Raw genomic sequence first — 14832 nt, 5'->3', positions numbered from 1 at the left:
CCCGGACGCCGCGGCGCGGCGCTCCGGGACGCCGCAGAGCGAACGAGGGGCCCGCCGACGTCCGGCGGGCCTTTTCACATCAGTAGTCCACGCACGTCAGATACAGCCCGTCGGACGGCGCCACGGGCCCGCAGGCCGCGCGGTCGCGCGCCGCCAGCGCCGCCGCGACATCCTTGACCGCCCAGCGGCCCTGACCCACCTCGGCCAGGGTGCCAGTCATGGAGCGCACCTGCCGGTGCAGGAAGCTGCGCGCCTCGAACTGCAGATAGATCTCGTCCCCGTTGCGGAAGACGCGGGCGACGTCCAGCGTCTTCTCCGGCGATTTCGACTGGCAGTTCACATCGCGGAAGGTGGTGAAGTCATGCAGACCCACGAGGGCCTGCGCCGCTTCATGCATGGCCTCTTCGTCCATCCGCTTGCGGACGTGCCAGACCTTGCCCTTGTCCAGCGCCGGCGGACCGCGACGGTTGAGGATGCGATACAGATAGCGCCGCCCTGTCGCCGAGAAACGGGCGTGGAATTCGTCGTCCACCGCGGCGCAGTCCAGCACCGACACCGCCTCGCCGACCAGATGGGCGTTCAGGGCGTTCATCACCGTCCGCTCGGGCCAGGCCTTGTCGAGGTCGAAGCTGATCACCTGACCGGTGGCGTGAACCCCGGTGTCCGTCCGCCCCGCGGCGGCGATGCGCACGGTCTGACCGCTGAAGGCGGTGATGGCCGTCTCGACGGCGCCCTGCACCGTCGGCTGGTCGGGCTGGGCCTGAAAGCCGTTATAGTCCGAGCCGTCGTATTCCAGGGTCAGCCGGTAGCGGGCCATCAGACCAGCCGCGTTCCGGCGGGCAGGGGGAAGCCGCGCAGCATTTCATCCGGCGTCTGGACCGCCTTGCCGGCGCGCTGCACCCGCAACAGCCGAACCGCGCCATCGCCCGTGGCGATGCGCAGCTCGCCGTCCAGCACCTCGCCCGGCGCGCCTGATCCGCGCAGCGACAGACGCGACATCAGGGCCTTGATCCGCACCGGACCCTCCGGGCCCGGCGCCTCGAACCATGCGCCGGGGAAGGGCGACAGGCCCCGGATATGGGCGTCGACCTCGGTCGCCGGGCGGGTCCAGTCGATGCGCGCCTCGGCCGGTGTGATCTTTTTCGCATAGGTCGGTTCTCCGGCCTGTCCGGTCCCCTCCACCCCGCCGCGCTCGATCGCGGCCAGGGCGCGCGGCCACAGGCTGGCCCCCGTGTGCGACATGCGCTCCGACAGGGTCGCCGCGGTGTCGTCAGGCCGGATATCCATCACCTCCGAAAGCAGGATCGGCCCCTCGTCCAGACCCTCGGACATGCGCATGATCTGCACCCCGGTCTGGCGGTCGCCGGCCATGATGGCGCGCTGTATCGGGGCGGCCCCGCGCCAGCGCGGCAGCAAGGAGCCGTGCAGGTTGAAACATCCCAGACGCGGCGCGTCCAGCACCTCACGCTTGAGGATCTGGCCGTAGGCGACCACGCAGGCCGCGTCGACATCCAGGCTCCGGAAGGTGGCGATGGCTTCGGGGGATTTCATCGACTCCGGCGTGAACACCGGCAGGCCCATGGTTTCGGCGAAGGCGTGGACCGGCGACGGCGTCAGCTTCTGGCCCCGGCCCTTCGGTCGGGGCGGCTGGGAATAGACGGCCACGATCTCATGGCCCGAGGCGATGAGCTCGGCCAGCGACGGCACGGCGAAATCGGGGGTACCCATGAAGGCGAGGCGCATGGGAGGGCCTTTAGAGGTTGGCGCCGCTTACTGCCAGCGGGTCGAGACGCCGCCGCCCTCATCCCATTCGCCGCCCGCGTCCAGCGCGTCGTCGAAATCGAGCAGCCGGTCCAGGATGACCCCGGCGATGACGCCCAGGGCGGCGACGCCGATCAGGGTCGCGACGCTGGCGACGCCGACCTTCTCGTTGCGGGTCAGGCGGCGGCGGCCGGCCGGGTCGATGATGCGGTCGCGTGCGCGCTTGAGACGGGCCATCAGGCGGCCAGCCTTGCGTTCTTCTTCACCCTGGCCACGGCGCGGTCGCGCTTCAGCCGCGACAGGTGGTCGATGAACAGCACGCCCTCGAGGTGGTCCATCTCGTGCTGGATACAGACCGCATAAAGCCCTGCGGCCTCTTCCTCGACGGTATGACCGTCGTAGTTCAGGTATTTCAGGCGCACGCGCGCGGGGCGTTCGACCGAGTCGAAATACTCGGGCACCGACAGGCAGCCTTCCTCATAGGTGAACATCTCGTCGGAGGCCCAGACGATCTCGGGATTGACGAGGAAGCGCGGGTTGCGGCGTTCGGCGTCCCACTTCGCGCGGTCCTCATCGCTCATTTCGGCGGGGTCGAGGTCGTCGGCGGCGCCCCCCCTGTCGCCCAGGTCCATGACGATGACGCGGCGCGTGTCGCCGATCTGGACGGCGGCCAAGCCGATGCCGGGCGCGTCGTACATCGTCTCCAGCATGTCGTCCATCAGACGGCGCAGGTCGTCGGTCACCGGCCCTTCGACGGGGGTGGAGACCTGCTTCAGCACGGCCAGGTCGGCGGCGTTGTCGATGGTGAGGATGCGGCGAATGGACATGCCCGCGAGATAGGCGGAGCGGGCCGAAAGATCAAGATTTCCCAGTGTCGCGCTGGGTTTTATGCCGACAGATGCGGCAGGGGCCGCGGCTTGCGGTCCTGATCGATGGCCACATAGGTGAAGACGCCCTCGGTCACGCGCACCGAGGCGGCCGAGCCCTTGTCGCGGGGCCGTTTCCAGCATTCGACATGGACGCGGACAGAGGTCCGGCCGACCTTGATCACCTGGGCGTACAGCGACACCTCGTCGCCCACCGAGACGGGCTGGTGGAAGACCATGCCGTCCAGGGCGATGGTCACGCAGCGGCCCTGGGCCAGTTCGAAAGCCGGCGTCGCGCCCGCCAGATCCATGTGCGCCAGCAGCCAGCCGCCGAAGATGTCGCCCTCGGGATTGGTGTCCGCCGGCATGGCGATGACCCGCCCGACGGGCTGGCCGGTCGGCTGGGTCGGCAGGGCGTCGGTCACGGGGAGCTCCGGGCCGGAGGGCAGGAGAAGAATGGCGCACCCGAGAGGATTCGAACCTCTGACCCCTGCCTTCGGAGGGCAGTACTCTATCCAGCTGAGCTACGGGTGCGTCGGCGGCGAAAGCGCCGGACGAAGGGCCTTACAGCAGGACCGCGCCGCCCTCAATCCCGAATGCGCGCCCCTCGAACCAAAGCCGCCCGGGACGATTTACACGGTTCCGGCCCGGCGCATCGTGATCTAGCGTGCGCCCGCTTCGCCGATGGAGGTCCCCGATGCGCGCCTTTCTGCTTGGACTGCTGATGCTGGTGGGCGCCTGCGCCACCGCGCCGACGCCGGCGCCCGATCCGTCCGGGGACAATCTGGACGCCATCGCCCGCGACTATGTCGCCCTGATCCTCGAGATCGGCGAACGCGAGCCCGGCTATGTCGACGCCTATTACGGCCCCGCCGAATGGCAGGAGGCCGCGAAGGCGAACCCGCGCACCGTCCCGCAGCTGATCCAGGGCGCCGCATCCCTGACCGAACGGCTGAACGCTGTCGCGACCCGCGGGGTCGAGCCCGTCGTCGCCCAGCGCCGTAAATATCTGCTGGCCCACGTCTCCGCCGCCTCGGCGCGACTGCGCATGCTGTCGGGCGAGAAGATGGGCTTCGCTGACGAGGCCGAGGCCCTGTTCGGCATCCGCCCCGACCTCCTGCCGCTGTCGACCTATGACCCCATCCTGGCCGAGATCGACGCCCTGATCCCGGGTCCCGGCTCGCTGACCGACCGGGTCACGGCCTTCAAGGCCCACTATGTCATTCCGAAGGATCGGCTGCAGCCGGTGATGGAGGCCGCCATCGCCGAGTGCCGCCGCCGCACCGTCCGGCACATCGACCTGCCGGCCAATGAGCGGTTCACCCTCAGCTTCGTCGGCGACAAGCCGTGGTCGGGGTACAACTACTACCTCGGCGACGCGGCCAGCCGGATCGAGATCAACGCCGACTTCCCCATCTATACCGAGCGGGCGATCGACCTCGGCTGCCACGAGGGCTACCCCGGCCACCACGTCTACAACGCCCTGCTGGAAAAGACCTTCGTGCGCGACCGCAACTGGGTCGAGATGAGCGTCTATCCGCTGTTCAGCCCCATGTCCTTCGTGGCCGAGGGCAGCGCCAACTACGGCATCGACCTGGCCTTCCCCGGCGACGAGGCCACCGCGTTCGAGCGCGACGTCCTGTTTCCTCTCGCCGGTCTCGACCCGTCGATGGCGGAGAAGAAGGCGCAACTCGGCGCGCTGCAGCGCCGTCTGGCGCGGGCTGAATACACCATCGCCGACGATTATCTGGCCGGGCGGGTCGGACGCGACGAGACCATCGCCCGGCTGTCGAAATACAGCCTCGCCGACCCGGCCAAGGCCGCCCAGCGCCTGCGTTTCATCGACACCTACCGCAGCTACGTCATCAACTACGGCCTCGGTCGCGACGTGGTCCAGGCCTGGGTCGAACGGCAGGGGCCGAACCGCTGGGACGGCATGGAGACCCTGCTGGCCAGCCAGATTCTGCCCGCGGACCTGCTGCCGTAGTCCATGCCCGAACTCCCCGAGGTCGAAACCGTCCGCCGCGGCCTCGAGCCGGTCCTGACCGGGGCGCGGCTGACGCGCGTGCGCCAGAACCGGCCCGACCTGCGCTTCCCCTTCCCCGACCGGTTCGTCGACCGGCTGGAGGGGGCGACGGTCGAACGCATCGACCGCCGGGCCAAATATCTGCTGATGCCGCTGTCGACCGGCGAGACCTGGGTCACCCACCTCGGCATGACCGGCCGCTTCACCCTCGACGGCGAACAGCTGGGCGAGTTCGAGGAGCCGGCCCCCATCGCCGGCAAGCACGAGCACGTCAGCCTGTGCGCGGTGAAGGGCGGAGCGACCACCCGCCTCGGCTTCGCCGACGCCCGCCGCTTCGGCTTCATGGGCCTGATCCCGACCGGCGAGGTCGAGGCCCATCCTTGGTTCGCCGGTCTTGGCCCCGAGCCGCTGGGCAACGGCTTCTCGGGCGCCCGGCTGGCCGAGGCCTTCACGGGCAAGAAGCAGACCATCAAGGTCAGCCTGCTGGACCAGCGCATCGTCGCCGGACTGGGCAACATCTATGTCTGCGAGGCCCTGTACCGCGCCCGCATCTCGCCCCTGACCCCGGCCGGCAAGGTGTCGAAACCGCGCCTCGAAACCCTGACCGCGGTGGTCCGCGATGTCCTCAACGACGCCATCGCCGCCGGCGGTTCGACGCTGAAGGATTTCGCCAACGCCGACGGCGGACAGGGCTATTTCCAGCACCGCTTCGACGTCTACGGCCGCGAAGGAAAGCCCTGCCCCGGAGACGGCTGCTCCGGCGTGGTCAAACGCATCGTCCAGGGTGGACGTTCGACCTTCTTCTGCCCGTCCTGCCAGAAGCGGTGACGCCATGACCCACCGCATCATCCTGTTCCGGGGCATGAACACCGGCGGCGTCCGCGCGCCGGCCGGCGAGCAGCGGGCGATGGCCGAGGCCATGGGGCTGAAGAATCCGCGCACGCTTCAGGCCAGCGGCAATCTGGTCGTCGAAAGCGGCAAGGCGGCCGCCGCCCTTGAGGCCGATATCGAAGCCGCCATGGACAGGACCTTCGGCCTCAAGGTCGCCGCCATGGTCCGCACCCCGGAACAGTGGGCCAGGCTGATCGCCGCCAACCCCTTCCCCGCCGAAGCGAGGGCTCATCCGGCCAGGGTGCAGGCGATGGTCATGAAGGACGGGATCAGGGACGGCGCGCTGGAGGCCTGCCGGGCCCTGGCGGAGGACGGCGAGGCGGTCCAGGCCGTCGACGGCGTTCTCTATTTCTGGTTCCCCAAGGGACAGGGCGAGTCCGCGATCTTCAGGAAGGGGACGCCCCGCATGCTGGGCATGGGCACGGGCCGCAACTGGAACACGGTGCTCAAGCTGGCGGATATGGTAGAGCTGAAGGCCTGAACGCCGGCCACGGTCGAAAGGCGCACCGCGGCCCGGATCAATGACCCGGACAGGAAGCCCATGCGCAAGATCTTGATGCCTGCAGTCGCCGCCCTGGCGCTGGCCGCCTGTTCTCCCGCTCCGGAGCCGTCGGGGGCGCCCGGAGCGTCCGCTACGGCGGCCCCGGCCCCCGCGACGCCCGAGGCCTTCGTGCGGTCCCTCTACGGGGAGGGCGACATGCCGGGCGGCCCCGCCGAACGCATTGAGGAGCGCACGATCTGGTCCGCGCGCACCCGGGCCCTGCTCGCCGAGAGCGACCGGCTGACGCACGAGGGCGACGTCGGCTTCTTCGAGGCCCACCCGATCTGCGACTGTCAGGACGGCACGCCGGTGCTGCAGTCGGTCACCGCAACCTCGACCGGGCCGGACAGCGCGGACGTGGCCGTCGTCCAGGGGTTCGCCGAACCGGGCAATGCGGTCCACCGCAAGACCTACAACCTCGTCCTCGAGGACGGCCAGTGGCGCATCGACGACCAGCACTATGAATCGATGGGCCAGTTCCCGTATGAGCCGATGGTCCGGCGCCTCACCGTCTGGATCAGCGAGGCGAAGGCGGACCCCGCGACCTGACGGACGGAACCGCGAGGCCGTGCAGCGGTTGTGGCCCCAAGTCATTGCCTTGGAGGGACACCATGACCGACGCCTATATCTCCGACCCCATTCGCCACCCGCTTCACACCCTGATCTCGTGGCCGGCCGTCATCGCCGGCGCCATCGTGGCCGTCGCCGTGGGCGCGATGCTGAACCTGCTCGGCGTGGCCCTCGGAGCCTCGGCCTTCAATCCCTATGATTTCGACGGCGGCGACTCGTCCGGCTTCACTGCCGCGGCCGGCATGTGGATGGCCTTCGCCAACGCCATCGCCCTGTTCGTCGGCGGCGCGGTCGCGTCGCGCGCGGCCAAATACGCCGATCACCACAAGGGCGCCCTGCACGGCCTCGCCGTCTGGGCCCTTGCCTTCCTGCTGGCCATCACCATCGCCAGCGCGGCCGGCGCCGGCGGGGCCGCGGCCCTGGTCGGCGGCGACGCCCGGGACGGCGAGATCGGCGACACGGTGGTGACGGACGTTACCCCCGGCAGCCGCGTGATCGAGGGCGAGCTGGTCGCCCCGGCTCCGCTGCCGGCCCCGGTCGCCGCCGAGGAAGTCGCCGACACCACCGCCATGCTGGCCCTGTGGGGCTTCCTGACCATGCTGATCGGCGCCATCGCCGCGATCTTCGGCGGCCTCTACGGCGGCCGGAACCATCGCTGGATCGACCGGGCCGTGGACGGCCGCCACGACGACGTTCGCCGCGACGAGTCGCCCCGCAGCGTCCTCTAGTCGCCGAAACGGGGCGGTCTTGGCGGCCGCCCCGACTTCTGCAGGCGTGAGCCGGCGACGGCCAGGCCCGCCGACATCGGACTGAAGCGGACAGGGCCGGACTGAAGGGGTAAGGACCGCGCATGACCCATCGCCGGACCCACCTCTGGATCAGTCTCGTCGTCGGCCTCGCCGTCTGGGGCGCCTATTTCGCGCACTTCCTGCAGCAGATGCGTCGCGGAGAGACGGGTGGCCTGGCCCTGTGGTTCCTCGGCGCCCTGGCGGTGATCGTTCTCGCCGAGACCGTGGCGACCAGCCTGATCGCCTGGCTGTTCCGCCGCCGCGCCCGCCCTCTCGACGAGGGTCCCACGCTGCAGGCGGCGCTCAAGGCCAGCCATGTCGCCCTGATGCTGCTGATCCTCCTGGCCCTGACCGCCGCCGCCGTCCTCGCCCTCGCCTCCCTGTTCGGCTGGACGCTGAATCTCTCGGGCCCGCGCGGCCAGGTCGTCGCCGCCAACGCCCTTCTGGCCATGGTGGTTGTCGCCGAACTGCTGCGCGCGGCCCTGACGCTGGCGCTGATCCCGCGCCGCTAGAGTGGCGAGTGGCCAGTGGCCCGTGTTCAGCGGGTCGCCGGCAGGCTCTGGCGGCGCCCAAATCTCCGCCAAATCTGGACGCACCGCTCACGAGCCACTAGCCACTAGCCACCAGCCACTTCGGGAGCGCCCCATGTCCGACAGCTATTCCACCCTGCTCATCGAACGCCACGCCGACGGCTATGCGGTGGTGACCCTGAACCGCCCCGAGGCGCTGAACGCGCTGAACTCGGCCCTCTTCAGGGACCTGTCGGACTTCCTCGACGCGGTGGAGCATGACGACACGGTGCGCTGCCTGATCCTGACCGGCTCGGGCGACAAGGCCTTCGCCGCCGGCGCCGACATCAAGGAGATGTCGGACCAGTCCTATGCCGACATGTACAAGGCCAATTTCTTCGCCCTCGGCCACGACCGCATCACCCGCTTCCGCAAGCCGGTCATCGCCGCGGTCAACGGCTTCGCCCTCGGCGGCGGCTGCGAACTGGCCATGCTGTGCGACTTCATCGTGGCGTCGGAGAAAGCCAAATTCGGCCAGCCCGAGATCAACCTCGGCGTCGCCCCCGGCATCGGCGGCTCCCAGCGCCTGACCCGTCTTGTCGGCAAGTCCAAGGCCATGGACATGGTCCTGACCGCCCGGATGATGGACGCCGCCGAGGCCGAGCGCGCGGGCCTCGCCAGCCGCGTCGTCCCGCACGAGACCTTGCTGGACGAGGCGCGCAAGATCGCCGCGAAGATCGCCTCGCAGAGCCCCCTGGCCGTCATGGCCAACAAGGAGATGGTCAACGCCGCCCTCGAGACCACCCTGACCCAGGGCGTTCAGTTCGAACGCCGCCTGTTCCACTCCCTGTTCGCCTTCGAGGACCAGAAGGAAGGGATGGCGGCCTTCGTGGAGAAGCGGAAGCCGAACTTCACGGGGCGCTGAGCGTTGGGCTGACAGGGAGATCTGTCATGCTCAAGCTTCTCGGCGTCATTCTCGTTCTGGCCATCGGCTTCGGCGGCGGCTGGACCCTGCGCAGTTACCGCAACGCCGACGCCTGCCGTGAGGCAGGCGGGAGCATCGACACCAATCGCGGGATCTGCACAGGCGTGGGCGAGTCGACAGGCGCGCCGCCGCTGACGGCTCCGCCGGCGTGACCGAAACGTCCGGCCAGACTCGCGTTGACCCCCCAACCCCTTTCCGCTATAGCCGCGCGCTCTTCGAGATTTCCCCGNAAGATCGCTGCCCGCACCGAAGTGAACAAGGCGCGCCGTACGCGTGTCCGCACCTTCCTGCGCAAGTTCCAGGAAGCCGTCACGGGCGGCGACGCCGGCGCGGCCAAGACGGCCTTCGTCGAGGCTCAGTCCGAGCTGATGCGCGCCGTCTCCAAGGGCGTGGTTCACAAGAACACGGGCTCGCGCAAGGTCGGACGCCTGGCCGCCCAGCTGAAGAAAATGTCGGCTGCCTGACACAGCGGGTTACGGACGGCCTTTCATCGGCCTGTCATAGTTAATACCAACGATTTCAACGGCGAGGGAGCAGACGCTTCCTCGCCGTTTGCACGCGTGCGGCTAACCTCCCTGGCTGGAATTGGCGCTCTCGTCTGTGGCGAAATACGGTTTTTCGTTGACTGTGTTTGGCTTTAGCGGAGTCAACAATTTTAAGTGCAAATCGAGTCGCGAATCAGCGTTGACGCCCCCCTCGCCGGGCGTAAGTTTGGGGCGCTGACGCACTTCCATCCCCACACGGATGAAGACGGCGCGGAACTGGTTTTCGTGTCGGCGTGAGACGTCTGTTCGAGAGTTCGACCCCACCTGCGCGGCGCCATCGCCACGCGGGACAGGAGAAGTCGTCCCCGTTTCAGGCGCGCTCGAAGGACGTCAGCGGTGATGGCTTGAGTGGGTGGCTGATGGTTACGGGGAGCGCGGGCATGGCGGGGATGACGGATCCGGATCGCATCTGGACCGAGGCGGCGGGCCGTCTTCGCTCGGAAATCGGCGAGGGGCCGTTCAGCTCCTATATCGCGCCGTCGGCCGTCCGCGCCGACGGTTCGGGCCAGCTGATCCTGGTCACCCCGACCGCCTATGCCCGCGACTGGGTGCGCAAGAACGCCCTGCGCCGCATGAATGAGCTGTGGCTGGGCCTCGACGGCCTGTCCCGCCGTCTCGACGTGCGCTGCCGCGCCGAGATGGGCTCGACCCCCTCGGCGTCCCAGGTCGCCGCCGGTCGCGCCGAGGGCGCCAACGTCATCCCGCTGGCCCAGCCCCGCCCCATGGCCATGCCCATGGCCACCGTGCCGCCGGTCGCCGACGGCGCCCGCGCCGTGCGCGCCGCCGGCCTGCAGGAGCGGCTGACCTTCGACAGCTTCGTGGAAGGCCAGGGCAACGCCTTCGCCCTGGCCATCGCCCGCCAGGCCGCGGCCTGGGCCGACGGCCATTTCAACCCGATCTTCTTCTGCGGCCCCTATGGCTACGGCAAGACCCACCTGCTCAACGCCATCGCCTGGGAGGCCCAGCGGCTTCGACCGGATGCGAAGGTCGTCTATCTGACCGCCGAACGCTTCCTGTCGACCTTCGTGCGCGCCATGCAGGATCGCTCGACCGCGGCCTTCAAGGACAGCCTGCGCAGCGCCGACATGCTGCTGATCGACGACGTCCAGTTCGTCGGCGGCAAGACCTCGACCCAGGAGGAGCTGCTGTCGACGCTGACCGCCCTGATCGAGGACGGAAAGAAGATCGTCATTTCGGCCGACCGTCCGCCCATGGCCCTGACCGAGGTCGAGCCGCGCCTGCGCAGCCACCTGGCTTCGGGCCTGACCTGCCCGGTCGAGCCCGCCGACCGCGCCCTGAAACTGGCCGTGGCCCGCAACCGCATGCAGACCCTGGCGGCGCTCGGCGTCGTCTCGGGCGAGGCCCAGGCCGAGGTGCTGGAGCATCTGGTCGACCGCACGCCCGGCTCGATGCGCGAGCTTGAGGGCGCCGTGAANAAGGAATGTATTCGCGGCCGCCGCGCTCGGCGTCGTCTCGGGCGAGGCCCAGGCCGAGGTGCTGGAGCATCTGGTCGACCGCACGCCCGGCTCGATGCGCGAGCTGGAGGGCGCCGTGAACACCCTGGCCGCCGTCGCCGGCGCCCGCCTGTCCTCGCTCAGCATCGACGAGACCCAGGCCCTGCTCGGTTCGGCCCTGCGCGGCGGGCCCGAGCGCCGCATCACCGTCGACGAGATCCAGAAGACCGTCGCCGATCACTTCAGCCTCAAACAGGCCGACCTGCTCAGCGAGCGCCGCACCCGCGCGGTCGCGCGTCCGCGCCAGATCGCCATGTGGCTGTGCAAGCAGCACACGACCCGCTCCTATCCCGACATCGGCCGCCGCTTCGGCGGACGCGACCACACCACGGTCCTGCACGGCGTGCGCAAGATCGAGGAGCTGATGGGTCTGGAGGCCAGCGGCACGAAGGCGTTCACGACGGTGGCGTTGCCGCGCATGTCCTGACCCTGNCACACGACCCGCTCCTATCCCGACATCGGCCGCCGCTTCGGCGGACGCGACCACACCACGGTCCTGCACGGCGTGCGCAAGATCGAGGAGCTGATGGGGCTCGACGACCAGATCGCCCGGGACGTCGAGACGCTGACGCGCAAGCTGCGGGGCTGACGCCGCACGGCTCTCCCCCCCCCGAAGTGGGAGGTGGTCGCGCAGCGACCGGGTGGGGAATTCCAGACGTACCCCACCCTGTCGCCGCTTCGCGCCGACATCCCTCCCCATGAAGGGGAGGGAGAAGTCTGTGGACCGCGTTCCAGACCGTTGCCCCGCCCGGCCAATCCGCTAGTGTCGGTGGCCCTATCTCTTTGCGGCGGCTTGTGAGTCGTCGACGGCGGGCGAGACGACATGCAACTGACCATCGAACGATCCGCGCTCCTCAAGGCCCTCGGGCACGTGCAGAGCGTCGTCGAGCGCAGGAACACCATCCCCATCCTGTCCAACGTCCTGCTCAGCGCCGGACGCGACAAGCTGGCCTTCGCCGCCACCGATCTGGACATGGAGATGGTCGACGAGGCCGAGGCCCAGGTGAATGTCGAGGGCCAGATCACCGCCCCGGCCCACACCCTGTACGAGATCGTGCGCAAGCTGCCCGACGGCGCCGAGGTCTCCCTGTCCTACAACGGCGACGACCCCCGCCTGGTGGTCCAGGCCGGCCGTTCGAAATTCAACCTGCCGGTCCTGCCGGCGGGCGATTTCCCGGTCATGTCGACCGACACCTCGGGCACGCGCTTCACCCTGCCCAAGGAAGACCTGGCCCGGCTGATCGACAAGACCCGCTTCGCCGTCTCGACGGAAGAGACCCGCTACTATCTGAACGGCCTCTACCTCCACACCGTGGCCGAGGCCGGCATCCCGCTGCTGCGCGCCGTCGCCACCGACGGCCACCGCCTGGCCCTGGCCGAGACGCCCGCGCCCGAAGGCGCCGCCGGCGGCCCCGGCGTCATCGTCCCGCGCAAGACCATCGACCAGGTCCGCCGCCTGCTCGACGACGGCTCCGGCCCGGTCGAGGTCATGGTCAGCCCGCAGAAGATCCGCTTCGAATTCGGCCAGGCCAGCCTGACCTCCAAGGTCATCGACGGCGCCTTCCCCGACTACATGCGCGTCATTCCCAAGGGGAACGACAAACAGGCCGACATCGACAACGCCCTGTTCGCCCAGGCTGTCGACCGCGTCGCCACCATCTCCGCTGAAAAGAGCCGGTCGGTGAAACTGGCCTTCGACCTCGACCGCGTCACCCTGACGGTGCGCAACATGGAGGCCGGGCAGGGGGTGGAAGAGGTCGAGATCGGCTATTCCGAAGAGCCCTTCGAGATCGGCTTCAACGCCCGCTATCTGCTCGACGTCGCCGGCCAGATCACCGGCGAGACCGCCCACTTCAAATTCGCCGACCCGGCCTCGCCCACGCTCGTCCTCGATCCGGGCGATCCGGGCGTGCAGTATGTGCTGATGCCGCTGCGGGTGTGACGCTACGGGATCCATGGCCGGAGCGTTTCATTCCGGGGTCAGGCCTGAAGCAAGCTGTCTTGACCGGGGCGGTGATGTTCATCCCGGTAGTGTTCGCCGCGACGTTTCTCCTGAGGGGATCTGATGCTCTCGGTCGACCGTTGGCTCCGTTCCAAGCTCTCTTCTTGATATGTGTATTGGCGTTGTCGATCGGCTTGGTCGTTTGGCGCACCATGGTGCCGCCGTCCCTTCTTCTCACGGCTGATGGGCTCGCTGATCCCGGCCGAAGGAAAATCTTCCCTTGGCGCGAAATGAGCCCGGCACGTCTGGTCCGACCAGCCTGGTGGTTGTTCATGCCCATGATTCGATTTGAGCGACTCGAAGGCGGCAAGAATCGCGCGGTGTATGTGCCCGATATCTACGGGCCGGCATTGGCCGAGGTGATGCGCGATCTGGAGGCTTCGCGGATCAGAGGTGTGGCGCACGAGCGCCAATGATCACCTCCCTCACCCTCACCGATTTCCGCTCCTACGCAGCGGCCACCCTGCCGATCGCGGCGGGGTCGGTGGTGCTCCACGGCCCCAACGGCGCCGGCAAGACCAATCTACTGGAGGCGCTCAGCCTGTTCACCCCCGGCAAGGGGCTGCGTGGGGCCACGGCGCCCGAGATGGGCCGGCGCGAACCCGGCGAGGCGACCGGCCGCGCCTGGGCCGTCGCCGCCGTCCTGACCGACGGCGAGGGCGAGACGAAGCTGGGCACCGGCGTCCAGTCCGCCGGCGCCGCCCGCCGCATCGTCCGCATCGACGGCGAGACGGCCCAGCCCGGCCGCCTGCTGGACCATCTGCGCCCCGTCTGGGCCACGCCCGAACAGGACCGGCTGTTCTCTGACGCCCGCGCCGCGCGCCTGCGCTTCTTCGACCGGCTGGTCTTCGCCGCCGACCCTGCCCACGCCGCCTCGGTCTCGGCCTATGAGAAGGCCCTGCGCGAGCGGCTGCGCCTGCTGACCGAGGGGGCCCCCAACGAAAGCGGGATGAACCGCGCCGCCGACCCGCTGTGGCTCGACGCGCTGGAAATCCGGCTGGGCGAGGCCGGGGCCGCCGCCGCCCACGCCCGCGCCGCCGCCCTGACCACCCTCCAGTCGGCCATCGACGCCCGCTCCGACCGGCCCTTCCCTCAGGCCGACCTGGGCCTGACTGGCGAGGCCGAGATGCAGGCGGCCGAAGGCGCCGACGAAGCCGCCATCGCCGCCGTCATCCGCGACGGCATGGTCCGTTCCCGCGCCCGCGACGCCGCCGCCGGCCGCTCGCTGTACGGCCCGCACCGCTCCGACCTGACCGCCCTGCACCGCGAGAAGAACCGCCCCGCCGCCGAGGGCTCCTCGGGCGAGCAGAAGGCCCTGGTGCTGAACCTGATCCTCGCCCAGATCGCCCGTCTGGCGGACCAGCCCGCGCCGCCTGTGCTGTTGCTCGACGAAGCGCCGGCCCACCTCGACACGGCCCGCCGCGCCGCCCTGTTCGACGAGATCGAGGCCTTGGGTCTGCAGGCCTTCATGACCGGCACCGAGGCCGAATTGTTCGCCCCGTTGCGCGGCCGGGCGCAGTTCGTGCGGGTGGCGGACGGCGGGTTCGCGGCGGAAGGCTGAAACCCTCCGCGCGCGGCCCTTTCCAGCGTCGCTTTTCCTCGCAATTCCGCCCGGATTTCCTATATGTTGCGGGCATCGGCGCGGATCGGATTCGCGTCCTGAAAACCGTCCGTTCAAGGCGGCCGAACCGCCGCCTTCCGAAGCCCTCCGCGAGGGCGTTTCACCGACCGAATATATGACCGACAACACCGAGACCGCGCGCAACGTCGACACCGCCGAAGAGGCCGCCTACGGCGCCGATTCCATCAAGGTCCTCAAGGGCCTGGACGCGGT

Annotated in this window: 18 protein-coding genes, 1 tRNA gene and 2 pseudogenes; 15 read left to right on the top strand and 6 right to left on the bottom strand. The window is 69.3% G+C overall.

From position 1 onward, the window contains the following. Nucleotides 1-79 precede the first annotated feature (79 nt). The 6 genes from truA to ASD25_RS06395 form a co-directional block, all read right to left on the bottom strand. The gene (gene truA, locus ASD25_RS06420; protein WP_055827095.1) at nt 80-817 is read right to left on the bottom strand and encodes a tRNA pseudouridine(38-40) synthase TruA; all 738 of its coding nucleotides are present in this window, start codon (nt 815-817) and stop codon (nt 80-82) included. Further along, nucleotides 817-1743, bottom strand: a complete 927-nt coding sequence (gene fmt, locus ASD25_RS06415) for a methionyl-tRNA formyltransferase (RefSeq protein ID WP_055827099.1) — start codon at nt 1741-1743, stop codon at nt 817-819. The genes truA and fmt overlap by 1 nt, the downstream gene beginning before the upstream one ends. Nucleotides 1744-1770: 27 nt before the next feature. Then, nucleotides 1771-1998, bottom strand: coding sequence for a hypothetical protein (locus tag ASD25_RS06410; protein WP_055827102.1), 228 nt, complete (start codon nt 1996-1998; stop codon nt 1771-1773). Further along, entirely contained in the window at nt 1998-2588 is a 591-nt protein-coding gene (locus ASD25_RS06405; RefSeq protein ID WP_055827105.1) for a peptide deformylase, read from the bottom strand. Before ASD25_RS06405 ends, ASD25_RS06410 begins: the two co-directional genes overlap by 1 nt. A gap of 59 nt (nt 2589-2647) precedes the next feature. Then, nucleotides 2648-2995: an acyl-CoA thioesterase gene (locus tag ASD25_RS06400; RefSeq protein WP_156376940.1), complete on the bottom strand. Its 348-nt coding sequence runs from the start codon at nt 2993-2995 to the stop codon at nt 2648-2650. A gap of 89 nt (nt 2996-3084) precedes the next feature. Beyond that, nucleotides 3085-3161, bottom strand: a tRNA-Arg gene (locus tag ASD25_RS06395). 163 nt (nt 3162-3324) lie between these two features. Between ASD25_RS06395 and ASD25_RS06390 the strand changes: the two genes are divergently transcribed. The 15 genes and pseudogenes from ASD25_RS06390 to recF all read left to right on the top strand — a co-directional run bounded on the left by ASD25_RS06390 (nt 3325) and on the right by recF (nt 14559). Continuing rightward, entirely contained in the window at nt 3325-4614 is a 1290-nt protein-coding gene (locus ASD25_RS06390) for a hypothetical protein (RefSeq protein WP_055827110.1), read from the top strand. Nucleotides 4615-4617: 3 nt separating this feature from the next. Then, a complete protein-coding gene (gene mutM / locus ASD25_RS06385) occupies nt 4618-5481 on the top strand; it encodes a bifunctional DNA-formamidopyrimidine glycosylase/DNA-(apurinic or apyrimidinic site) lyase (RefSeq protein WP_055827113.1) in 864 nt (287 codons plus the stop codon). Nucleotides 5482-5485: 4 nt separating this feature from the next. Continuing rightward, nucleotides 5486-6025, top strand: coding sequence for a DUF1697 domain-containing protein (locus tag ASD25_RS06380; protein WP_055827116.1), 540 nt, complete (start codon nt 5486-5488; stop codon nt 6023-6025). 60 nt (nt 6026-6085) lie between these two features. Then, nucleotides 6086-6634, top strand: a complete 549-nt coding sequence (locus ASD25_RS06375) for a DUF3828 domain-containing protein (protein ID WP_055827117.1) — start codon at nt 6086-6088, stop codon at nt 6632-6634. 62 nt (nt 6635-6696) lie between these two features. Next, on the top strand, nt 6697-7383 hold the full coding sequence (locus tag ASD25_RS06370; RefSeq protein ID WP_055827120.1) for a hypothetical protein: 687 nt from the start codon (nt 6697-6699) through the stop codon (nt 7381-7383). Between the two features lie 122 nt (nt 7384-7505). Beyond that, entirely contained in the window at nt 7506-7955 is a 450-nt protein-coding gene (locus ASD25_RS06365; RefSeq protein ID WP_055827125.1) for a hypothetical protein, read from the top strand. A 133-nt stretch (nt 7956-8088) separates the two neighbouring features. After that, nucleotides 8089-8877, top strand: a complete 789-nt coding sequence (locus tag ASD25_RS06360; RefSeq protein ID WP_055827128.1) for an enoyl-CoA hydratase-related protein — start codon at nt 8089-8091, stop codon at nt 8875-8877. A 26-nt stretch (nt 8878-8903) separates the two neighbouring features. After that, nucleotides 8904-9089: a hypothetical protein gene (locus ASD25_RS06355; RefSeq protein WP_055827130.1), complete on the top strand. Its 186-nt coding sequence runs from the start codon at nt 8904-8906 to the stop codon at nt 9087-9089. A gap of 78 nt (nt 9090-9167) precedes the next feature. Beyond that, the coding region (gene rpsT / locus ASD25_RS06350) for a 30S ribosomal protein S20 (protein ID WP_235562636.1) at nt 9168-9401 on the top strand (234 nt) is incomplete at its 5' end. A gap of 440 nt (nt 9402-9841) precedes the next feature. Continuing rightward, nucleotides 9842-10917: pseudogene (locus ASD25_RS06345) on the top strand (DnaA ATPase domain-containing protein); the annotation flags it as partial. Nucleotide 10918: 1 nt separating this feature from the next. Then, nucleotides 10919-11423 (top strand): annotated as a pseudogene (locus ASD25_RS29205) (helix-turn-helix domain-containing protein); the annotation flags it as partial. A 6-nt stretch (nt 11424-11429) separates the two neighbouring features. After that, a partial coding sequence (locus ASD25_RS29200; RefSeq protein WP_304439648.1) for a helix-turn-helix domain-containing protein occupies nt 11430-11585 on the top strand: 156 nt, incomplete at its 5' end. 234 nt (nt 11586-11819) lie between these two features. Beyond that, nucleotides 11820-12938, top strand: coding sequence for a DNA polymerase III subunit beta (gene dnaN, locus ASD25_RS06340; protein WP_055827139.1), 1119 nt, complete (start codon nt 11820-11822; stop codon nt 12936-12938). A 176-nt stretch (nt 12939-13114) separates the two neighbouring features. Further along, the gene (locus ASD25_RS06335; protein ID WP_156376878.1) at nt 13115-13414 is read left to right on the top strand and encodes a hypothetical protein; all 300 of its coding nucleotides are present in this window, start codon (nt 13115-13117) and stop codon (nt 13412-13414) included. Continuing rightward, complete coding sequence (gene recF / locus ASD25_RS06330; protein WP_055827145.1) at nt 13411-14559, top strand: DNA replication/repair protein RecF; 1149 nt, start codon at nt 13411-13413, stop codon at nt 14557-14559. The genes ASD25_RS06335 and recF overlap by 4 nt, the downstream gene beginning before the upstream one ends. Nucleotides 14560-14832 lie beyond the last annotated feature (273 nt).

The sequence above is a fragment of the Brevundimonas sp. Root1423 genome, assembly GCF_001426805.1.
The sequence above is the reverse complement of the archived record's forward strand: the minus strand, read 5'-3'. Positions and strand labels throughout refer to the sequence as shown.

Bases quoted from the DNA above. Each gene is read 5' to 3' on its own strand.
- truA (WP_055827095.1), bottom strand. From the start codon at position 817: ATGGCCCGCTACCGGCTGACCCTGGAATACGACGGCTCGGACTATAAC.
- fmt (WP_055827099.1), bottom strand. From the start codon at position 1,743: ATGCGCCTCGCCTTCATGGGTACCCCCGATTTCGCCGTGCCGTCGCTG.
- ASD25_RS06410 (WP_055827102.1), bottom strand. From the start codon at position 1,998: ATGGCCCGTCTCAAGCGCGCACGCGACCGCATCATCGACCCGGCCGGC.
- ASD25_RS06405 (WP_055827105.1), bottom strand. From the start codon at position 2,588: ATGTCCATTCGCCGCATCCTCACCATCGACAACGCCGCCGACCTGGCC.
- ASD25_RS06400 (WP_156376940.1), bottom strand. From the start codon at position 2,995: ATGCCGGCGGACACCAATCCCGAGGGCGACATCTTCGGCGGCTGGCTG.
- ASD25_RS06390 (WP_055827110.1), top strand. From the start codon at position 3,325: ATGCGCGCCTTTCTGCTTGGACTGCTGATGCTGGTGGGCGCCTGCGCC.
- mutM (WP_055827113.1), top strand. From the start codon at position 4,618: ATGCCCGAACTCCCCGAGGTCGAAACCGTCCGCCGCGGCCTCGAGCCG.
- ASD25_RS06380 (WP_055827116.1), top strand. From the start codon at position 5,486: ATGACCCACCGCATCATCCTGTTCCGGGGCATGAACACCGGCGGCGTC.
- ASD25_RS06375 (WP_055827117.1), top strand. From the start codon at position 6,086: ATGCGCAAGATCTTGATGCCTGCAGTCGCCGCCCTGGCGCTGGCCGCC.
- ASD25_RS06370 (WP_055827120.1), top strand. From the start codon at position 6,697: ATGACCGACGCCTATATCTCCGACCCCATTCGCCACCCGCTTCACACC.
- ASD25_RS06365 (WP_055827125.1), top strand. From the start codon at position 7,506: ATGACCCATCGCCGGACCCACCTCTGGATCAGTCTCGTCGTCGGCCTC.
- ASD25_RS06360 (WP_055827128.1), top strand. From the start codon at position 8,089: ATGTCCGACAGCTATTCCACCCTGCTCATCGAACGCCACGCCGACGGC.
- ASD25_RS06355 (WP_055827130.1), top strand. From the start codon at position 8,904: ATGCTCAAGCTTCTCGGCGTCATTCTCGTTCTGGCCATCGGCTTCGGC.
- dnaN (WP_055827139.1), top strand. From the start codon at position 11,820: ATGCAACTGACCATCGAACGATCCGCGCTCCTCAAGGCCCTCGGGCAC.
- recF (WP_055827145.1), top strand. From the start codon at position 13,411: ATGATCACCTCCCTCACCCTCACCGATTTCCGCTCCTACGCAGCGGCC.